The organism is Streptomyces sp. NEAU-YJ-81 (genome assembly GCF_017592595.1).
GTDB classification, from domain to species: Bacteria; Actinomycetota; Actinomycetes; order Streptomycetales; family Streptomycetaceae; genus Streptomyces; species Streptomyces hygroscopicus_B.
Window position 1 is genome coordinate 249,540 of record NZ_JAGFNO010000003.1, and the last position, 16,898, is coordinate 266,437.

Annotated in this window: 14 protein-coding genes; 8 read left to right on the plus strand and 6 right to left on the minus strand. The window is 71.3% G+C overall.

Annotated features, from left to right (window positions below; all coding sequences use genetic code 11):
- Window positions 1–162: 162 nt before the first annotated feature.
- From J5X86_RS09525 to J5X86_RS09535, 3 genes are read right to left on the minus strand one after another with little or no spacing between them, the layout of a single operon-like run.
- Window positions 163–1,035: a metal ABC transporter permease gene (locus J5X86_RS09525; RefSeq protein WP_078641318.1), complete on the minus strand. Its 873-nt coding sequence runs from the start codon at window positions 1,033–1,035 to the stop codon at window positions 163–165.
- Window position 1,036: 1 nt separating this feature from the next.
- A complete protein-coding gene (locus tag J5X86_RS09530; protein WP_374229239.1) occupies window positions 1,037–1,891 on the minus strand; it encodes a metal ABC transporter ATP-binding protein in 855 nt (284 codons plus the stop codon).
- A 47-nt stretch (window positions 1,892–1,938) separates the two neighbouring features.
- Window positions 1,939–2,946 carry a metal ABC transporter substrate-binding protein gene (locus J5X86_RS09535; protein ID WP_208516296.1) on the minus strand — a complete coding sequence of 336 codons (1,008 nt, stop codon included), beginning with the start codon at window positions 2,944–2,946 and terminating at the stop codon, window positions 1,939–1,941.
- A gap of 150 nt (window positions 2,947–3,096) precedes the next feature.
- Between J5X86_RS09535 and J5X86_RS09540 the strand changes: the two genes are divergently transcribed.
- Window positions 3,097–4,479 carry a glycine--tRNA ligase gene (locus J5X86_RS09540; RefSeq protein ID WP_014060587.1) on the plus strand — a complete coding sequence of 461 codons (1,383 nt, stop codon included), beginning with the start codon at window positions 3,097–3,099 and terminating at the stop codon, window positions 4,477–4,479.
- Between the two features lie 138 nt (window positions 4,480–4,617).
- Complete coding sequence (locus tag J5X86_RS09545; RefSeq protein ID WP_243979943.1) at window positions 4,618–4,911, plus strand: hypothetical protein; 294 nt, start codon at window positions 4,618–4,620, stop codon at window positions 4,909–4,911.
- Here J5X86_RS09545 and J5X86_RS09550 read toward each other — a convergent pair.
- The gene (locus J5X86_RS09550) at window positions 4,880–5,536 is read right to left on the minus strand and encodes a hypothetical protein (RefSeq protein ID WP_208516298.1); all 657 of its coding nucleotides are present in this window, start codon (window positions 5,534–5,536) and stop codon (window positions 4,880–4,882) included. The two genes, J5X86_RS09545 and J5X86_RS09550, sit on opposite strands and share 32 nt — an antisense overlap.
- Before the next feature lie 93 nt (window positions 5,537–5,629).
- Between J5X86_RS09550 and J5X86_RS09555 the strand changes: the two genes are divergently transcribed.
- Together J5X86_RS09555 and J5X86_RS09560 are read left to right on the plus strand one after the other, a co-directional pair.
- Window positions 5,630–6,844, plus strand: a complete 1,215-nt coding sequence (locus J5X86_RS09555) for a sensor histidine kinase (RefSeq protein WP_208516299.1) — start codon at window positions 5,630–5,632, stop codon at window positions 6,842–6,844.
- The gene (locus tag J5X86_RS09560; protein WP_208516300.1) at window positions 6,832–7,476 is read left to right on the plus strand and encodes a response regulator transcription factor; all 645 of its coding nucleotides are present in this window, start codon (window positions 6,832–6,834) and stop codon (window positions 7,474–7,476) included. The genes J5X86_RS09555 and J5X86_RS09560 overlap by 13 nt, the downstream gene beginning before the upstream one ends.
- Window positions 7,477–7,576: 100 nt before the next feature.
- Here the strand turns inward: J5X86_RS09560 and J5X86_RS09565 are convergent, their stop codons facing one another.
- Window positions 7,577–9,091: an MFS transporter gene (locus tag J5X86_RS09565; RefSeq protein WP_208516301.1), complete on the minus strand. Its 1,515-nt coding sequence runs from the start codon at window positions 9,089–9,091 to the stop codon at window positions 7,577–7,579.
- 111 nt (window positions 9,092–9,202) lie between these two features.
- Between J5X86_RS09565 and J5X86_RS09570 the strand changes: the two genes are divergently transcribed.
- On the plus strand, window positions 9,203–10,282 hold the full coding sequence (locus tag J5X86_RS09570; RefSeq protein ID WP_208516560.1) for a helix-turn-helix transcriptional regulator: 1,080 nt from the start codon (window positions 9,203–9,205) through the stop codon (window positions 10,280–10,282).
- Window positions 10,283–10,431: 149 nt separating this feature from the next.
- On the opposite strand, the gene J5X86_RS09575 is transcribed toward J5X86_RS09570, so the two are convergent.
- Window positions 10,432–11,922, minus strand: a complete 1,491-nt coding sequence (locus tag J5X86_RS09575; protein ID WP_208516302.1) for an MFS transporter — start codon at window positions 11,920–11,922, stop codon at window positions 10,432–10,434.
- A gap of 128 nt (window positions 11,923–12,050) precedes the next feature.
- Here J5X86_RS09575 and dusB point away from each other — a divergent pair, with 128 nt between their 5' ends.
- From dusB to J5X86_RS09590, 3 genes are all read left to right on the plus strand, one after another.
- Complete coding sequence (dusB, locus tag J5X86_RS09580) at window positions 12,051–13,301, plus strand: tRNA dihydrouridine synthase DusB (RefSeq protein ID WP_208516303.1); 1,251 nt, start codon at window positions 12,051–12,053, stop codon at window positions 13,299–13,301.
- Between the two features lie 138 nt (window positions 13,302–13,439).
- A complete protein-coding gene (locus tag J5X86_RS52420) occupies window positions 13,440–14,687 on the plus strand; it encodes a hypothetical protein (RefSeq protein WP_208516304.1) in 1,248 nt (415 codons plus the stop codon).
- Window positions 14,684–16,888, plus strand: a complete 2,205-nt coding sequence (locus tag J5X86_RS09590; RefSeq protein WP_208516305.1) for a caspase family protein — start codon at window positions 14,684–14,686, stop codon at window positions 16,886–16,888. The genes J5X86_RS52420 and J5X86_RS09590 overlap by 4 nt, the downstream gene beginning before the upstream one ends.
- Window positions 16,889–16,898 lie beyond the last annotated feature (10 nt).

The window sequence follows — 16,898 nt, forward strand, 5'->3', positions numbered from 1 at the left end:
TGCTCCGTCGCTCTCGGGGCTCTCTCCGCGCCCACTGCGTCTTCTGCCCGGCCATTGTGCCAGTTATCGCTCGGGGGGCGGACGAGAGCGACAGACTGAGCGACGGAGCGAGCGGTGGACCGTGCGAGTGCGTGGACTCTACGAGTACATCGTCGTTAGTCGCTATACGAGTACATCGTCCCTCACCGTGCACCCTTCCCCGGCCGCGGCCACCCGTTGAGCGCGTCTTTTCGCCAGGGGCGCGGCCAGGGCCGTGATCACGGCGAAGACTCCGATGGCGAGGACGACGATGCTCGCGCCGGGCGGGACGTTCTTGTAGAAGGAGAAGACCGTGCCGGACAGGGTCACCACGACGCCGATGGTGATCGCCAGCGCGAGCGTCATCGCGAAGCCCCGGGTGGCCTGCTGGGCGGCGGCGACCGGGACCACCATCAGGGCGCTGACCAGGAGCAGGCCCACGACGCGCATGGCGACGGTGACCGTGACGGCCGCGGTGACGGCCAGCAGCAGGTTGAGCGTGCGCACCGGGAGGCCGGTCACCCGGGCGAACTCCTCGTCCTGGCACACCGCGAAGAGCTGGCGGCGCAGCCCCAAGGTGATCAGTACGACGAATGCGGCGAGGAGGGAGATCGCGACGACGTCCTCGGGGGAGACCGTGGTGATCGAGCCGAAGAGATAGGTGGTGAGGTTGGCGTTGGAGCCGGTCGGCGAGAGGTTGATCAGCAGCACACCGCCCGCCATCCCGCCGTAGAAGAGCATCGCGAGCGCGAGATCGCCGCGGGTCTTGCCGTACCAGCGGATCAGCTCCATGGCGATCGCGCCGAGGGCGGATACGGCGACGGCGGTCCACACGGGGTTGGCGCCGGTCAGGAAGCCGAGGGCGACGCCGGTAAGGGCGACATGGCCGATCCCGTCGCCCATGATCGCCTGGCGGCGCTGGACGAGGTAGATGCCGACGGCGGGCGCGGTGATGCCCACCAGGACGGCGGCGAGCAGGGCCCGCTGCATAAAGGCGTAGTCGAGGATCTCGAGCATCTCAGGTCAGCAACCCTGTCCGGATCGGTTCGGCGTCGGGCGCCGCATGGGGATGGACGTGATCGTGGCCGGGCAGCGCGTGCTGGCCCACGGCCTTGGGCGGCGGTCCGTCGTGGACCACGCAGCCGTCGCGGAGCACCACCGCGCGGTCGATCAGTGGCTCCAGCGGGCCGAGCTCATGGAGGACGAGGAGGACCGTGGCACCGGCGGCGACCTGCTCGCGGAGGGTGCCCGCGAGGATCTCCTGGCTGGCGAGGTCGACCCCGGCCATCGGCTCGTCCATGATCAGCAGTTCCGGTTCGCCCGCGAGGGCGCGGGCGATCAGCACGCGCTGGTGCTGACCGCCGGAGAGGGCGCTCACCGGGTCCCGGGCGCGGTCGGCCATGCCGACGAGCTCCAGGGCCCGCTGAACGGCCGCCCGGTCCGCCTTGCGCGGCGGGCCGAACCGGCGCCGGGCCAGCCGGCCCGCCGAGACGACCTCGCGCACGGTCGCGGGGACGCCGCTGGCGGCGGTGGTGCGCTGCGGTACGTACCCGATCCGGGCCCAGTCGCGGAAACGGCGGCGGGGGGTGCCGAAGAGGGCCAGCTCACCGCCGGTGAGCGGCACCTGGCCGACGATGGACCGTACGGCGGTGGACTTGCCGGAGCCGTTGGCGCCGAGCAGCGCCACGACCTCGCCGCGGCGGACGGTCAGATCGATACCGCGCAGCACGGGGCGGCCACCGAGGGTGGCGGTGGCGCCGCGCAGGGATATGGGGTCGGCGGCCGGGTCCGCGGTCCGAGCCGGATGTGTGGGTGCCTTGGGCCCCGGATGCGGGGGCGCGGTCGGGGCTATGTCCGGCTCCTCGGTTTCCATGGGTTCCTCGGTCGCCATCGTTTCCTCGACCTCCGTGGGGTGGTCCGTCACTTGGTGCCCAGTGCCTTCTGCAGGGCCTTCAGGTTGGATCGCATGACCTGGATGTAGTCGTCACCCTTGGACTTGTCGCCGATGCCCTCGATGGGATCGAGCACATCGGTCCGCAGATGGAGATCGCCCGCCAGCGTCTTCGCCGTCCGGTCGCTCACGAGGGTTTCGAAGAAGACGGTGTTGACCTTGTCCTTCTTGGCGACGCCGTGCAGCCCCTTGATCCGGGCCGGGCTGGGCTCGGATTCGGGGTCGAGGCCGGAGATCGCCTCCTGCCGCAGGCCGTAGCGCTCGGCGAGATAGCCGAAGGCGGCGTGGGTGGTGATGAAGGTGTCCGAAGAACGGTCCTTCAAACCGTTCCGGAAGTCCTGATCGAGTGTGGTCAGCTCCTTGACCAGGGCGGTGGTGTTCTTCTTGTACGTCGTGGCGTGATCGGGGTCGGCCGTCTCCAGCGCCTTGCCGACGCCCTTGGCGACCTGGGCGTAGCGCACCGGGTCCAGCCAGATGTGGGGGTCGGCGGCGGCGTCGCCGGAGTGGGCGTGGCCCTCGTGCCCTTCCTCGCCCTCGCTCCCGTGGCCGCCTTCGCCCGCGTCCGCGCTCCCGTGGTCATGGTCGCCCTCGACCTCGGTGCCGTGGTCCTCCATCGTGGTGTACGAGGCGGCGTCGGCGACGTGCTTCGGCTCGGCCTGTCCGATGGCCCGGTCGACGGAGGGCTGGAGCCCCTTGAGGTAGACCACCAGACCGGCCTTGCTGAGATCGGCGGTCTGCCGGGGGCTTATCTCCAGATCGTGCGGCTCGACGCCGGGCTTGGTCAGGGAGGACACATGGATGGCGTTCCCGCCGATCCGCTGGGCGAGGAACTGCAGGGGGTAGAACGACGCCACCACGTCCAGCTTGCCGTCCGTCCTTCCGTCGCCAACGTTGGAGGAGCAGGCTGTGAGGGTGGTCAGACCCAGTGCGGCGGCTCCGACGAGGGCGGTCGTGGGCCTGAGGCGGCGTATGTTCATGACTCTCATTTTCAACAAAGATGGAAACGATTGTCAACAACTGTCCTCTTGTTGATCGCTTCGACTACCGATTTGATCCGGGGGGTGCCGCCGCCGGTAACCTGAAGCATTCGCTTCGTCGTCAGTGTCGTCATCAATGAAGAGAGCACCGTGGCCGCCGACAAGATCGACACCATCGTCAGCCTCAGCAAGCGCCGTGGCTTCGTCTACCCGTGCAGCGAGATCTACGGCGGCCAGCGAGCCGCCTGGGACTACGGACCGCTCGGTGTGGAGCTGAAGGAGAACATCAAGCGGCAGTGGTGGCGTTCCATGGTCACCTCTCGTGACGACGTCGTCGGACTCGACTCGTCCGTGATCCTGGCCCGTGAGGTGTGGGAGGCGTCCGGCCACGTCGCCACCTTCACGGACCCGCTCACCGAGTGCACCTCCTGCCACAAGCGGTTCCGCGCCGACCACCTGGAGGAGGCGTACGAGGCCAAGCACGGCCGGCTCCCCGAGAACGGCCTGGCCGACGTCAACTGCCCGCACTGCGGCAACAAGGGCAGCTTCACCGAGCCCAAGCAGTTCTCCGGGCTGCTCGCCACCCACCTCGGCCCGACCCAGGACTCCGGCTCGATCGCCTATCTGCGCCCCGAGACCGCCCAGGGCATCTTCACCAACTTCCTCGCCGTCCAGCAGACCTCGCGCCGGAAGCCGCCGTTCGGTATCGCGCAGGTCGGCAAGTCGTTCCGCAACGAGATCACGCCGGGAAACTTCATCTTCCGGACGCGTGAATTCGAGCAGATGGAGATGGAGTTCTTCGTCAAGCCGGGCGAGGACGAGACGTGGCACGAGTACTGGATGGAGCAGCGCTGGAACTGGTACCGGGACCTCGGTCTCCAAGAGGCGAACATCCGGTGGTACGAGCACCCGAAGGAGAAGCTCTCCCACTACTCCAAGCGCACCGCTGACATCGAGTACCGCTTCAGCTTCGGCGGCTCGGAGTGGGGCGAGCTGGAGGGCCTGGCCAACCGCACCGACTTCGACCTGAAGGCGCACTCGGCGGCGTCCGGCCAGGACCTGTCGTACTTCGACCAGGAGGCCGGCGAGCGCTGGACTCCCTATGTCATCGAGCCGGCGGCGGGCGTGGGCCGCGCGATGCTGGCCTTCATGCTCGACGCGTACGTCGAGGACGAGGCGCCCAACGCCAAGGGCAAGATGGAGAAGCGCACCGTGATGCGGCTCGACCCGCGCCTGGCGCCGGTCAAGGTCGCGGTGCTGCCGCTGTCCCGCAACCCGCAGCTCTCGCCGAAGGCCAAGGGGCTCGCGGCGGACCTGCGCAAGCACTGGAACATCGAGTTCGACGACGCGGGCGCGATCGGCCGCCGCTACCGTCGCCAGGACGAGATCGGCACGCCCTTCTGCGTCACCGTGGACTTCGACACCCTCGACGACAACGCCGTGACCGTGCGCGAGCGCGACACGATGAAGCAGGAGCGGGTCTCCCTCGACCAGATCCAGTCCTACCTGGGCGGCCGTCTGATCGGCTGCTGACCTGGCCCGGGCCATCGCGCCCGGACCACGGGCACCGGACACATACCCGACGACGGGCTCCGGCGCCACGGACGCGATGTCCGTGGCGCCGGGGCCCGTCGGTTCGGCAGAACGGGGGGTTCACCAATCGTGCGAGGCGTGACACATCACATCACCGCCACCCGCGAGGACGGCACGGTCTTCGAGGTGAGCTACGGCTACGGTCCGGGGCAGCGGCGGCTGCTCGGCTGCCGGCACTGCGACTGGCAGGAGCGGATCACCTACGGCGGCGCCCGCCACAAGGGACTCGACCACCTCGCCCAGGCGCACGGAGCCCTCGGCTCCCCGCGGATGACGGCCGACGCGGCGGCGCGGCGGCAGGTCCTCCTGATCATGCTGGCCTGTTTCGCGGCGGCCGCGCTCATTCTGTGGTGGGCCGCCTCGCAGGGGTGAGCCGCGGGTTGTCGCGGACGGTCCGCTGTCCCCGGCCGAGCGCCAGTGCCGTGCACAGCGCCGCCAGCGGCAGCTCCGCGCAGGCCGCCATCGCGACCGCCACCGCCAGTTCCCCGCCCGGCGCGGCGGTCACCGTGTCGAACCACGCGTCCACCACGAGCAGCGCTCCCGTCGCCGCCGCGGTCAGGCGGTGGCGGTCGTCGCCGCGTCGGCGCAGCGCGGCGGTGGAGAGCAGCCCGAGCGCCTCGAGGGCGTCCAGGCCCACCCAGGCGGCGTTCCAGTGGCCGACCTGGGCCGTGGACGGCACCGTCCGGGCCAGTACGTACAGCCAGGGGACCAGCGCCGCCCCCGAGGCCAGCAGCACCGACTCCGGCCGTATCAGCCGCCCGCGCCGGGCGTGCCGCAGGAGCCGCGCACGCCGTACGGGCCGCGCACGCCGCAGGCGTGCGGATGGCGCTGTCCGTACGGTCGCCGGGCCGGTGGCCGGAGCGGTGGCCCGCGCGGCGGCCGGAGTGGCGGCTGGAGGGGTGGCGTACAGGGCGGTCATGGGGCGGATCTCCTTCCGGGCCCGCTCGTTGCCGGGCATGCCATCAGCCTTGTCGGCGCCGCCTCCGGTGTCGGTCACACCAGTTGCCGACTTGGGGTGGCACTAGATGCACCCCGATTACGGGCATGTGGTCCAGCGCGTGGCCGATCGGGACCGCTCTAAGGTCGTCGTATGAGCCTCCTCACCGCGATACGCCCCGCGTTCGGGCGTTCGCTGCACAGGCTGCGGCGCGACGCCCGGTTCGGCGTCGCGGGCATCGCGGTGCAGTTCGTGGCCTGGGCGGTGCCGATGAGCGTGCCGTGGCTGATCTACGACGACGCCTCGTCGCTGATGGACGTCCTGCTCGCGCTCACCATCCCGCTCGTCGCCCCGGCCGTGGCCACGCCGCTGCTGACGCGCGTGCAGCGGCGGCGGTTCGCGGCGTTGCTCGACATCGAGATCACCGGGCCCAAGAGGGCCCCGCGGCAACTGTGGTACCACCTGTTGGCCGGACCGGCGGTCGCCTGGGGAGGGGTGCTGGCCGTCACGATGGCCCTCGTCGGTCTCGCGGCCGCCACTGTGTACATCTGGATATGGGGCGTCCCGCTGTCCTGGCGGGTCGAACATGTCGGGTACTCGACCAAGGCCGCCTATGTCACGGCGGGCGGCCTGATCCTGCTGGCCCTCGCCTACGCGCTCATCGGTGCCCTCACGCGGCTCGACACCCGCGCCGCCACCACGCTGCTGGGCCCCGTCCCCGCCAAGGAGCTGGAACGGCGGGTCGAGGACCTGACCGAGAGCCGTGCGGGGGCGGTCGACGCGGCAGACGCCGAGCGCCGCCGTATCGAACGCGATCTGCACGACGGCGCTCAGCAGCGGCTGGTGTCCATGGCGGTCAACCTGGGGCTGGCGAAGGCCACTCTCAAGGATTTGCCGGACGAGGCGCGGCAGGTCATCGAGGAGGCGCACCGCGAGGCCAAGGGCGCCATCGAGGAGCTGAGCAGCCTGGTGCGCGGTCTGCACCCGGCCGTCCTCGACGAACTCGGCCTGGACGCCGCCCTCTCCGGCATCGCGGCGCGCGCCCCCCTGCCGGTGCGGCTGCATGTCCACGTGCCGGAGCGAGCCGCCCCGACCGTCGAGGCCGTCGCGTACTTCGTCGTGTCCGAGGCGCTCGCCAACGTCGCCAAGCACGCTCGGGCGGAGCGGGCCGACGTCACGGTCGTCCGCGCCGGGGGCACGCTGCGGATCGTCGTCGAGGACGACGGGGTGGGCGGCGCCGACCCCGCGCGGGGCAGCGGCCTCGGCGGGCTCGCCCAACGGGCGGGCTCGGTGGACGGCACCTTCGGCATCAGCAGCCCCCGCGGGGGCCCGACCGTCATCACTGTGGAGCTGCCGTGCGCGCTGTGATCGCCGAGGACTCGGTTCTGCTGCGGATCGGCCTGGTCAAGGTCGTACAGACCGCGGGCTTCGAGGTCGTGGCGGAGGCGGAGGACGCCGAGGGGCTGCTGGCGGCGGTCGAGGAACACCGTCCGGACATCGCGGTCGTGGACGTCCGGATGCCGCCGGGCTTCACGGACGAGGGCGTCCGGGCGGCGCTGCTGATCCGGCGGCAGTGGCCGGACACGGCCGTACTGCTGCTGTCGCAGTACGTCGAGGAGCGGTACGCGGCTGACCTGCTGACGTCCCACACCAGCGGGATCGGCTATCTGCTCAAGCAGCGGGTCGCGGATGTGGAGGAGTTCATCGACGCGCTGCGCCGGGTGGCGGGCGGCGGCACCGCCCTGGACCCGCAGGTCGTGGCCCAGTTGCTGGTGCGGCGGCACAGCGATCCGCTGGACCGGCTGACCTCGCGCGAGCGGGACGTACTGGAGCTGATGGCCGGCGGGCGGTCGAACGCGGGGATCGCCGGGGCGCTGGTGGTCAGCGAGAGCGCGGTGGCCAAGCACATCAACTCCATCTTCGGGAAGCTGGACCTGCCGGTCGCCGAGGCGGACCACCGCAGGGTGCTGGCCGTACTGCGGTTCCTGGGCGTGGGCTGAGGGGCCCCGGGCGCGGGCACCGGGCGCGGCACATCCCCAAAGGCTCCTCGCCGGGATCCCCGCGCTCGACCGCCCACCGGCCATCACCTCCTACGGCCGCCTACGCCACCGCGCGCGGCAGGCGCAGGCTCAGCAGCAAGGTCAGCGCGATCGCCGCAAGCTGGGCCGCGAGCGTGATGACCAGTGCGTCACCCATGCCCATCGAAGGCTCCAGGGACAGGAAGAGCGTGCCGAGCGTCGCCACGCCCAGTGCCAGCGCGGACTGCTGGGTGGTGACCATCACGCCGCTTCCCACCCCGGCCCGATCGTTCGGCACATCGGCGAGCACGATCCGGATCAGCACCGGAAGCTGCAGCCCCTGCCCGAACCCGGCCAGTGCGACTCCCGGCAGCAGCCCGGCCAGCGACAGACCCTGCCAGTCGCGCCATACGGCCAGCATCAGCACCGCGATGCCCACGGCCTGGATCAGCCCGCCCGCGGTCACTACACGGCTGCCGTACCGGCCCACCAGGCGCGGCCCCATCAGCGAGGCCACGAAGAACGTCGTGGCCATCGGCGCCAGCGCCAGTCCGGCCTCGACCGGTCCGTACCGCAGCCCCTGCTGCAGTGCGACCGCGATGACGAACATGAAGCCACCGAAGCCGATCGAGAACGGCACCACCATCGGCAGCCCGCGCCGCAGCCCGTTCAGCGCGAAAAGGCTCGGCGGCAGCAGCGGCGTCCGGCCGGCCCGGTCGGCGCGCCGCTCCACGACGTAGAACGCGGCGGCCACGAGGGGGAACGCGCCCAGCGTCAGCCAGGTCCACAGCGGCCAGCCCGCCGCCCGGCCCTCGGTCAGCGGCACCATCAGCGTGATCAGCGACAGCGCCAGCAGTACGGTGCCCGGCACGTCCACCGGCGCGGGCCGCTCCGAACGGGTCTCGGGGACCGTACGGACCGCGAGGATCAGGCCGATCACCGCGACCGGCACATTGACCAGGAAGACCGCGCGCCACCCGGTGCCCGCGATGTCCGCGGCCACCAGCACACCGCCCAGGATCTGGCCCGCCACCATGGACAGACCGGCCGTCGCGCCGTACATGCTGAGCGCGCGGGCGCGGCGCGTACCGCTGGTCGAGGAGTGGATCGTGGCCAGCACCTGGGGCAGCATCAGCGCCGCCGAGGCGCCCTGCGCCACCCGGGCGCCCACCAGGCTCCAGGCGTCCGGCGCGAGCCCGCAGGCCAGCGAGGTCAGCCCGAAGGCCGCCATCCCGGCGAGGAAGAGCCTGCGGCGTCCGAAGGTGTCGCCCAGCCGGCCGCCGAGGACCAGCAGTACCGCGTACGCCACGCCGTATCCGGCGACGACGAGCTCCAGTACGGCCGGACCGGCGTGGAGATCGTGGTCCATGGTGGGCAGGGCCACGTTGACGATGAAGAAGTCGATCAGCGGCAGCGCCGCGCCCAGCAGCACGGTGAACAGCCCGAGGGGGCTCAGCGCGGGGCCGGAGGAGGTGTGGGTCCGCCCGGTGGTCTTCCCGCCAGTGCTCTTCGCGCCGCTGACCTTCCCGCCGGTCGTCTTCGCTGCGTCCGGGGCGGGGGTTCTCGTTCGTATCGTGGAAATCTGCGTTTCGGTCACGCTTACGAAGATCCTGGGTCGCTCAGGCTGGTACCAGAGTGTCTTTATCCTGGTACAAGAAGTACCTGGCAACCGGCTGAGCCCTTCAGGCACCCTGGAGCCATGACCACGATGGTGCGGGAAGCCACGGCCGGTGCCACGACGGGTGCCACGGCCGAGAGCAGGAGCGCGGGGGCCGAGATACGGCGCCGGGAGCGAGCCGCAGGGCGCGCCGGTGTCGAAAGCGACGAGGAGCAGGGAGCGAGGAACGAGCGACCGTCGACGAGGAGTGTCGACACCGGATCAAAGCGCCTGGAGGCGAGCGACCCAAGAAGGGGCGAGCTGGCCGCGTTTCTGCGCAGTCGGCGGGAGCGGATCACCCCTGAGCAGGTGGGGCTGCCCCGGGGCCGCCGCCGGCGCACCCCCGGTCTGCGCCGCGAGGAGGTCGCGCAGCTCTCGACCGTCGGCGTGACCTGGTACACGTGGCTGGAGCAGGGCCGCGACATCCATGTCTCGGCGCAGGTCCTCGATGCCATCGCCCGCGCGCTGATCCTGGACCGCAGCGAGCGGGCCCATCTCTTCGCGCTCGCCGGGACCGTCGACCCGAGCCCGGCGAGCGAGTGCACGGGCGTTCCGCAGTCCCTGCGGCGCATGCTGGAGCAGTTGGAGCCGTTCCCCGCCTGCGTCCAGAACAGCCGCTTCGACCTGCTCGCCTACAACCGCACCTACCGGCTGATGATGTGCGACCTGGACCAGGTGCCACCGGAGGACCGCAACTGCCTGTGGCTGGCCTTCACCCATGACGAGTGGCGTTCGAGCCTGGTGGACCGGGACGAGACGATCCGGCTCATGGCGGCCAAGTTCCGTGCCGTCATGGCCGAGCATGTCGCCGAGCCCGCCTGGAAGGCGATGGTGAAGCGGCTGGAGGACGCCTCCGCGGAGTTCCGGGAGATCTGGGCGCGGCATGAGGTGGTCCGGCCCGGCGACAAGATCAAGGTCTACCGCCAGTCGCAGGTGGGCATCCTCCGGCTGGCCTCCACCAGCCTGTGGACCGGCCCGAGGCAGGGCCCCAAGCTGCTCACCTACACCCCGGCGGACGCGGAGACGCATGAGCGCCTGGAGCGGCTGCACGCCATGGGGCTCGCGGAGGGGGCCGGGGCGGGGGCGGAGGCCGCGCCGACGGCGGAGGTCGCCCGGGCGGCAGCAGTCTGACCCGACCGACGGCCCTGGGGCGGCCTCCTTACGGACCGGCCCCAGGGCCGTCGTTACGGACCGGCCCCAGGGCCGTCGTTACGCACCGACCCCAGCGCCGTCGTACGCATCACGCCTCGGCGTCGTCACACATCACGCCATGACGCCCCTCACGCCTTCGCGTTCGCCGATGCCCGTCCCGTCGGCGTGCTCTCTTCGAGCAGCGTGGCCGCGCGCCGGGTCGTCTTCTCGGCCCAGCGGCCCGTGGTCACGATCCCCAGCAGCAGGATGACGGCACCGCATCCGGCGATGATCCACCAGGCCGGACGGGCGGCGTCCACGAACGCGGCAGTGGCCGCGGGCGAGGCGGCGTGCCCCATCTGGCCCGCCGCCGCCGAGGCGGCGCCCGCCGCCAGCACCGCGCCGATGACCGCGACACCGAGCGACTGGCCCACCTGGCGGCTGGTGGAGGCGACGGCCGCGGCGACTCCGGCCTGGGAGCGGGGCATCCCGGAGACCGCCGTGTTGGTGATGGGCGCGTTGACCATGCCGAAGCCGAGGCCGAACATCGCATAGCCGAGCAGCAGCCCGATATCGGTCGTCTGGACGTCGAAAACGGCGAACATCACCCCGCTGGCCGTTATGGCCACCCCGGCCACCAGCATCGACGGGCGGGGCCCGCGGGCGCCCACCAGCCGCCCGGACAGCGGTGCGCAGACGAAGCACATGAACGCCATGGGCAGCATCCACAGCCCGGCGTGCAGCGCGTCGAGCCCTCGCACGTCCTGCAGATAGAGCGTGTTCATGAAGAGATAGCCGCCGAGCGCCGCGAAGGCGCACACCGCGACGACCGTCGCCCCGCTGAATGGCGCGCTGTGGAAGAACCGCACATCGATCAGCGGTTCCGCACGTCGTAGCTCGTAGCGGATCAGCGCGATGAGCCCCATGGCGGCGATGGCCGCGAAGGTCACGATGAGCGGCGAGTCCCAGCCGAGTTCGGGCGCCTCGATGATCGCGTAGGTGATGGTGCCCAGCACCGCGACGACGAGCAACTGGCCGACGGGGTCGGCCCGGCGCGGCTTGGGGGCACGCGACTCCGGTACGTAGCGGGCGGTGAGGAGCAGCGCCGCGATCCCGACCGGAAGGTTTATCCAGAAGATCGAGCGCCAGCCGACGGACTCCACCAGCACTCCGCCGACGATCGGCCCGGCCGCCATGCTGATGCCGACGACCCCGCCCCAGACCCCGATGGCGCGGGCCCGCTCCTTGGGCTCGGTGAAGACATTGGTGATGATCGACATGGCGACGGGGTTCAGCATCGAACCGCCGATCGCCTGCACCATGCGGAAGATGACCAGCGTCTCCAGGTTGGGCGCGAGGCTGCACAGCCCCGACCCGAGGGTGAAGATCACCAGCCCGGTCTGGAAGGTGCGCTTGCGTCCCACCCGGTCGGCCGTCGACCCCGAGAGCATCAAAAGCGCGGCGAGGACCAGGGTGTACGCGTCGATCGTCCACTGCATCCCGGAGACGGAGGCGTGCAGATCGCTTCGGATCGAGGGCAGGGCGACGTTGAGGACGGTGTTGTCGAGGCTGACGAGCAGCAGGCTCATGCAGCAAATCGCCAGCACGAGCATGCGCCGCCGATGGCTGAGCTCACGCATGGTTGAACGCTACATCGATACTGTCGGTGCGGCGGTCATCACCGCCCTGTCGGTCCCTCTGGCGGGTGCGGGACAATAAGAGATCGGCCCGTCCTCTCCACCGTAGTACGCACAAGGAAGCTGACCCCATGACGCAGACGCCGCAGCCGCCGCAGACTCCGCATCAGCCGCGGACGCGGCTGCGGATCGGACCGCATATGGTCCAGCCGCCGGTCGTGCTCGCACCGATGGCTGGGATCACCAACGCTCCGTTCCGCACCCTGTGCAGGGAGTTCTCCGGCGGTAAGGGGCTGTTTGTCAGCGAGATGATCACCACCCGGGCGCTGGTGGAGCGGGACGCCAAGACGATGCGGCTGATCCACTTCGACGGCAGCGAGAAGCCGCGCTCCATCCAGCTCTACGGGGTGGACCCGATGACCGTCGGCAAGGCCGTCCAGATGATCGTGTCCGAGGATCTCGCCGACCATATCGACCTCAACTTCGGCTGCCCGGTGCCCAAGGTGACCCGTAAGGGCGGCGGCTCGGCGCTTCCGTACAAGCGGCATCTGCTGCGCTCGATCCTGCGCGAGGCCGTGACCGCCGCGGGCCCGCTGCCGGTCACCATGAAGATGCGCAAGGGCATCGACGACGACCACATCACCTTCCTCGACGCGGGCCGGATCGCGGTCGAGGAGGGCGTGACCGCGATCGCCCTGCACGGCCGCACCGCGGCCCAGCACTACGGCGGCACCGCCGACTGGGACGCGATCGCCCGCCTGAAGGAGGCCGTCCCGGAGATCCCGGTGCTGGGCAACGGCGACATCTGGTCGGCCGACGACGCGGTCCGGATGATGCGCGAGACGGGCTGTGACGGCGTGGTCGTGGGGCGCGGCTGCCTCGGGCGGCCCTGGCTCTTCGGCGACCTGGTGGCCGCGTTCGAGCCCGGCCAGGAGGGGCCGGTGGACGGCTCCGAGGTGCCGGTGCCGGGCTACGAGGTGCCCGGCTACGAGGCGCCCGGCTCCGAGGCACCCGGCTACGCGCGGCCGACGCTCAAGGAGGTCGCGGCCGTGATGCGCCGCCACGCCGAGCTGCTCGCCGAGTGGCTGGAGGACGAGGAGCGCGGCGTGATCGACTTCCGTAAGCATGTCGCCTGGTACACCAAGGGCTTCTCGGTCGGCTCGGAGATGCGCAAGCGACTGGCGATCACCTCGTCCCTCGCCGAGCTGGACGCCCTGCTGGCCGAGCTGGACCTGGACCAGGAGTGGCCCCCCGGCGCCGACGGCCCGCGCGGCCGCACCTCGGGCCGCAACCGCGTGGTGCTGCCCGACGGCTGGCTGGACGACCCGTACGACTGCGCGGGGGTCGGCGCGGACGCGGAGCTGGACACCTCGGGCGGCTGAACCCCGCCAATCCAGCCTCCAGCAGTCCCGTAGTCCCGTAGTCCCGTAGTCCCGTAGTCCGGGGGTCACACGGGGTCATCACGGGTTAAAGTGATGGGCTCGTGGTCGCGGTGGGATCTGGACGATCTGGGGGGATCGGTGACAAGCGTCGTCTTCGTCCACGGCACGGGGGTCCGGGCCAAGTCGTACGAGAAGAGCTTCGCGCGGGTCGTGAGCGGCCTGGGGCGGGTGAGAGCCGAGGTCAGGGTCGCCCCCTGCTTCTGGGGCGAGGAGCACGGAGCCTCGCTGGGGCTCGGCGGGGCGTCGATCCCGGTGCGGACGAAGCACCGCGGCGTCGGCGGCGACGAGCTGCTGGACGAGGACGATCCGCTGGCCGTATGGGCGCTGCTGGAGGTGGATCCGCTCGCCGAGCTGCGGGAGTTCGCGGCGGCGGCGAAGGCGCGGCGCGGTGGAGGCGCGCGGGCCGGTTTCGCCCCCGGCCGTCAGGACCCCTGGCAGGTCGTCGCCGATACGGCGCGCGGGCTGAGCCTGGAGGCGGTGACCGGCGGCGGGGGGAGCCTGGACGAGTTGGTGTCCGACCTCGCGCCGCACCTCGGCACGGCCGGTGGCCGCGTCGCCCAGGAGATCTCCCGCGCTCTGGGCGGTACGCCGCCCGCCGACGGCATCGAGGCGATCGCGGCCCGCGCCGTGTACGCCCTGGCCGTCCAGCGGGCCGAGGGCCCGCACGGCGACGATGAGCCGCTCGCGGTGGACGGCGCCGACCGGGACACCGTCGTCGGCGCGCTCACCGATCAGCTCGGTGGCGCCGGCCGGGGCGGATTCGCGGCCCGTGCCGCGAAGGGCGTCGCCGTACGGGCGCTCAACTCCTACCTCTCGCCGCTGTCTTCACTGGCCCATACCTTCCGTGGCGGGATCACCAAGGGATCCGTCCCGGCCAGTGGCGACATCCTCCGCTACCAGGTGCGCGGCGCCGGGGTGCGTGCCGCGATCCGGGAGGCCGTGCGCGCTGAGATCGCGTCAGGGGGCGGCCCGGTGGTGCTGCTCGCCCACAGCCTCGGCGGTATCGCCTGCGTCGATCTGCTCGCCGAGCCCGATCCGCCCGCCGGGGTGGACCTGCTGGTGACGGTCGGCTCGCAGGCGCCGTTCCTCTACGAGCTGGACGCGCTCACCGCGCTGCGCCGCGGCGAGTCGCTGCCCGCCGGCTTCCCCCGCTGGATCAATGTCTACGACGAGCAGGATCTGCTCGGTTTCGTCGGGGAGAAGGTCTTCCCCGACCGGGTCATCGATCTGCGCGTCAACACCCGCCAGCCCTTCCCGCGCGCCCACACCTCGTACTTCGCCCACCAGCGGCTGTACGAACTGCTGGCCCCGGAGCTGCCGAAGTGACAGCGGTGGAGCACGACTGGCGCCGCACCCATGCCGTGATCGTGGCGGTCGAGCGGTACAACGGCAGCGACGCCCTGAACCTCGACGGCCCGGTGCACGACGCCATCGGCATGCGGAAGTGGCTGACCGGGCGGGGCGTACCGCCGGAGAACATCCGGTTACTGGCCTCGCCCATGGAGCACAACAGGGCGGCCCTGGAGGCGGAGCACCCTGGCTACCGCCCGGCGGAGCGCGCCGATGTGCGCAAGGTCTTCCGGGACGGGCTGCGCGAGATCGACGGCGAGTGGCTGTGGATCTACTGGGCCGGGCACGGAGTGCAGGCACCGGGCGGCCGGTGGAGCCTGCTGTATCCGGAGACCTCCGACACCGACCTCCAGGGGCTGGACGCCGACAGCCTGATGGACCTGGTGCGCACCGACCATGTGCACTGGGACGGAGCGGACCGGGTCACCGTGGTCATCGACGCCTGCCGGCGGGCCCTTCCCCTCGACATCCACGAGCTGGCCGACGTCCCGCAGCCGCTCACCAACGTGACCCAGACCAGATCCGAGCGGCCGGTCTTCTGGATGCGGGCCTGCCAGGCCGGGGCCGTCGCCATGGAGCAGGGCGGCGCCGGGCGCTTCACCTCCGCACTGCTGCGGCAGCTTGAGACGGCGGGCGCGGATGGGGCGGGGCTGGATCTGGACCGGGTCTGGAAGGGCGTACAGGACGAGTTCGCCCAGGTGCGTGCGACCGGGAGCAGTCGGCAGTACCCGACGATGCACGTCATCAACTGGGAGCAGGAGGAGCGGACGGTCCGGCTCGGCCCGCCCGCCCCGCCCCTCGACCCGGAGAAGCGGCGGTTCCGGGAGATGTTGGTCCTGGAGGCGTCCGGGCTGCTCGGGGCGGATGCGGCCGGATCGGCGGGGAGGGTCGCGGCCCGGCTGTGCGAGCAGTTCACCACCGCCCCGCCCGCCACGACGCCGCCCTCGGCCGAGGAACTGGTCGACTGGGCGCTGGAGAACCCGCACGGCACCATCACCCTCCTCGCCGAACTGAGCGCCCACGCCCCGGTCCGTACCGAGATCCGCAAGGCCTGCCATGTGCTGCAGGACCAGTGGCTGACCCGCGCCGAGTACACGGAGCTGGTCGCGCTGCTGGGGCGGCTGGACGAGCGGGGCCGGTACGACGTCGCCGAGGAGGCCCGCGCGCTGTTCGGCCTCGTCGATCTGTCGTGCCACGATCCGGCCGTGCTCGCCGACGCGCTGGAGGAGCTGATTCCCAAACCGGATCAGCTTCCCCAACTGCTCAGGGTCGTGGAGCGCTTCGCGGCCGTCGATGAGGGGGCGGTCGCGGCCGATCTGCGCGCCTGGTCGCTGCGGTGTGCCGAACGGCTGGGGCTGAAGGGCCAGTTGATGGAGCGGCGCGGCGAGGCCGAGGAGTACGCCGAGGGCGTCAAGGCCGCCGGTCTCGCACAGGATCAGCGCGTCCAGATCCGGCTCCACCCGTCCAACGGCTCAGGGCAGCGGCGTGCGTACGAGGTGTGGACGCGGCGCGGTGAGGACGTCACCTCCCTGGCCAAGGTGGACACCCCCGCCTCCCTGGAGGAGATACAGCGCGGCATCGATGAGCTCCTGAGGACACATGCCCGCACGCGGGACACCCTCGTGGAGTTCTTCGTGGCCCCCACCGACCTCGAACTGGCCGTGCACCGCTGGCAGCTCGACGCCGATGGGCCCCTGGAGCGCTCGCTCGGTACGGACTACCCGGTCGTGGTGCGCTGCACCGAACTCCGGGACAACCAGCGGCACGTCTGGAAGCAGCGGTGGGAGAGGGTCGACTCGGCGGGCACCGAGGATCTGGAGTGGCTGCCCGCTCACCTGGACACCTTCAAACAGGTCCACGGCGTCCTCCAGGGGCAGGAGGACGCTCCGGGCGTGGTGCTGACCACCCCCTTGCGGGCCCGGTCGGACGTCTTCAACGCCTGCCTGTTCGACGGAGTGCCCGTCCTCATATGGCATGGCGAGGCGGAAGCCGCCGCCGCGCGGGCCGAGTTGACGGCCCTGCTCGGCACCGAACGGCTGCGGTCCCTGCCCCAGCATCTGCGCAAGCTCCGGTCGGCGAGCGAGGCCGACGAAAGCCACCACGGCCGCCATATGGCGCTCCTGTGGGACGATCCGCACCGCCCGCTCCCCGACCAACTCGACCTGTCCGCACCCTGAGGAGAGACGA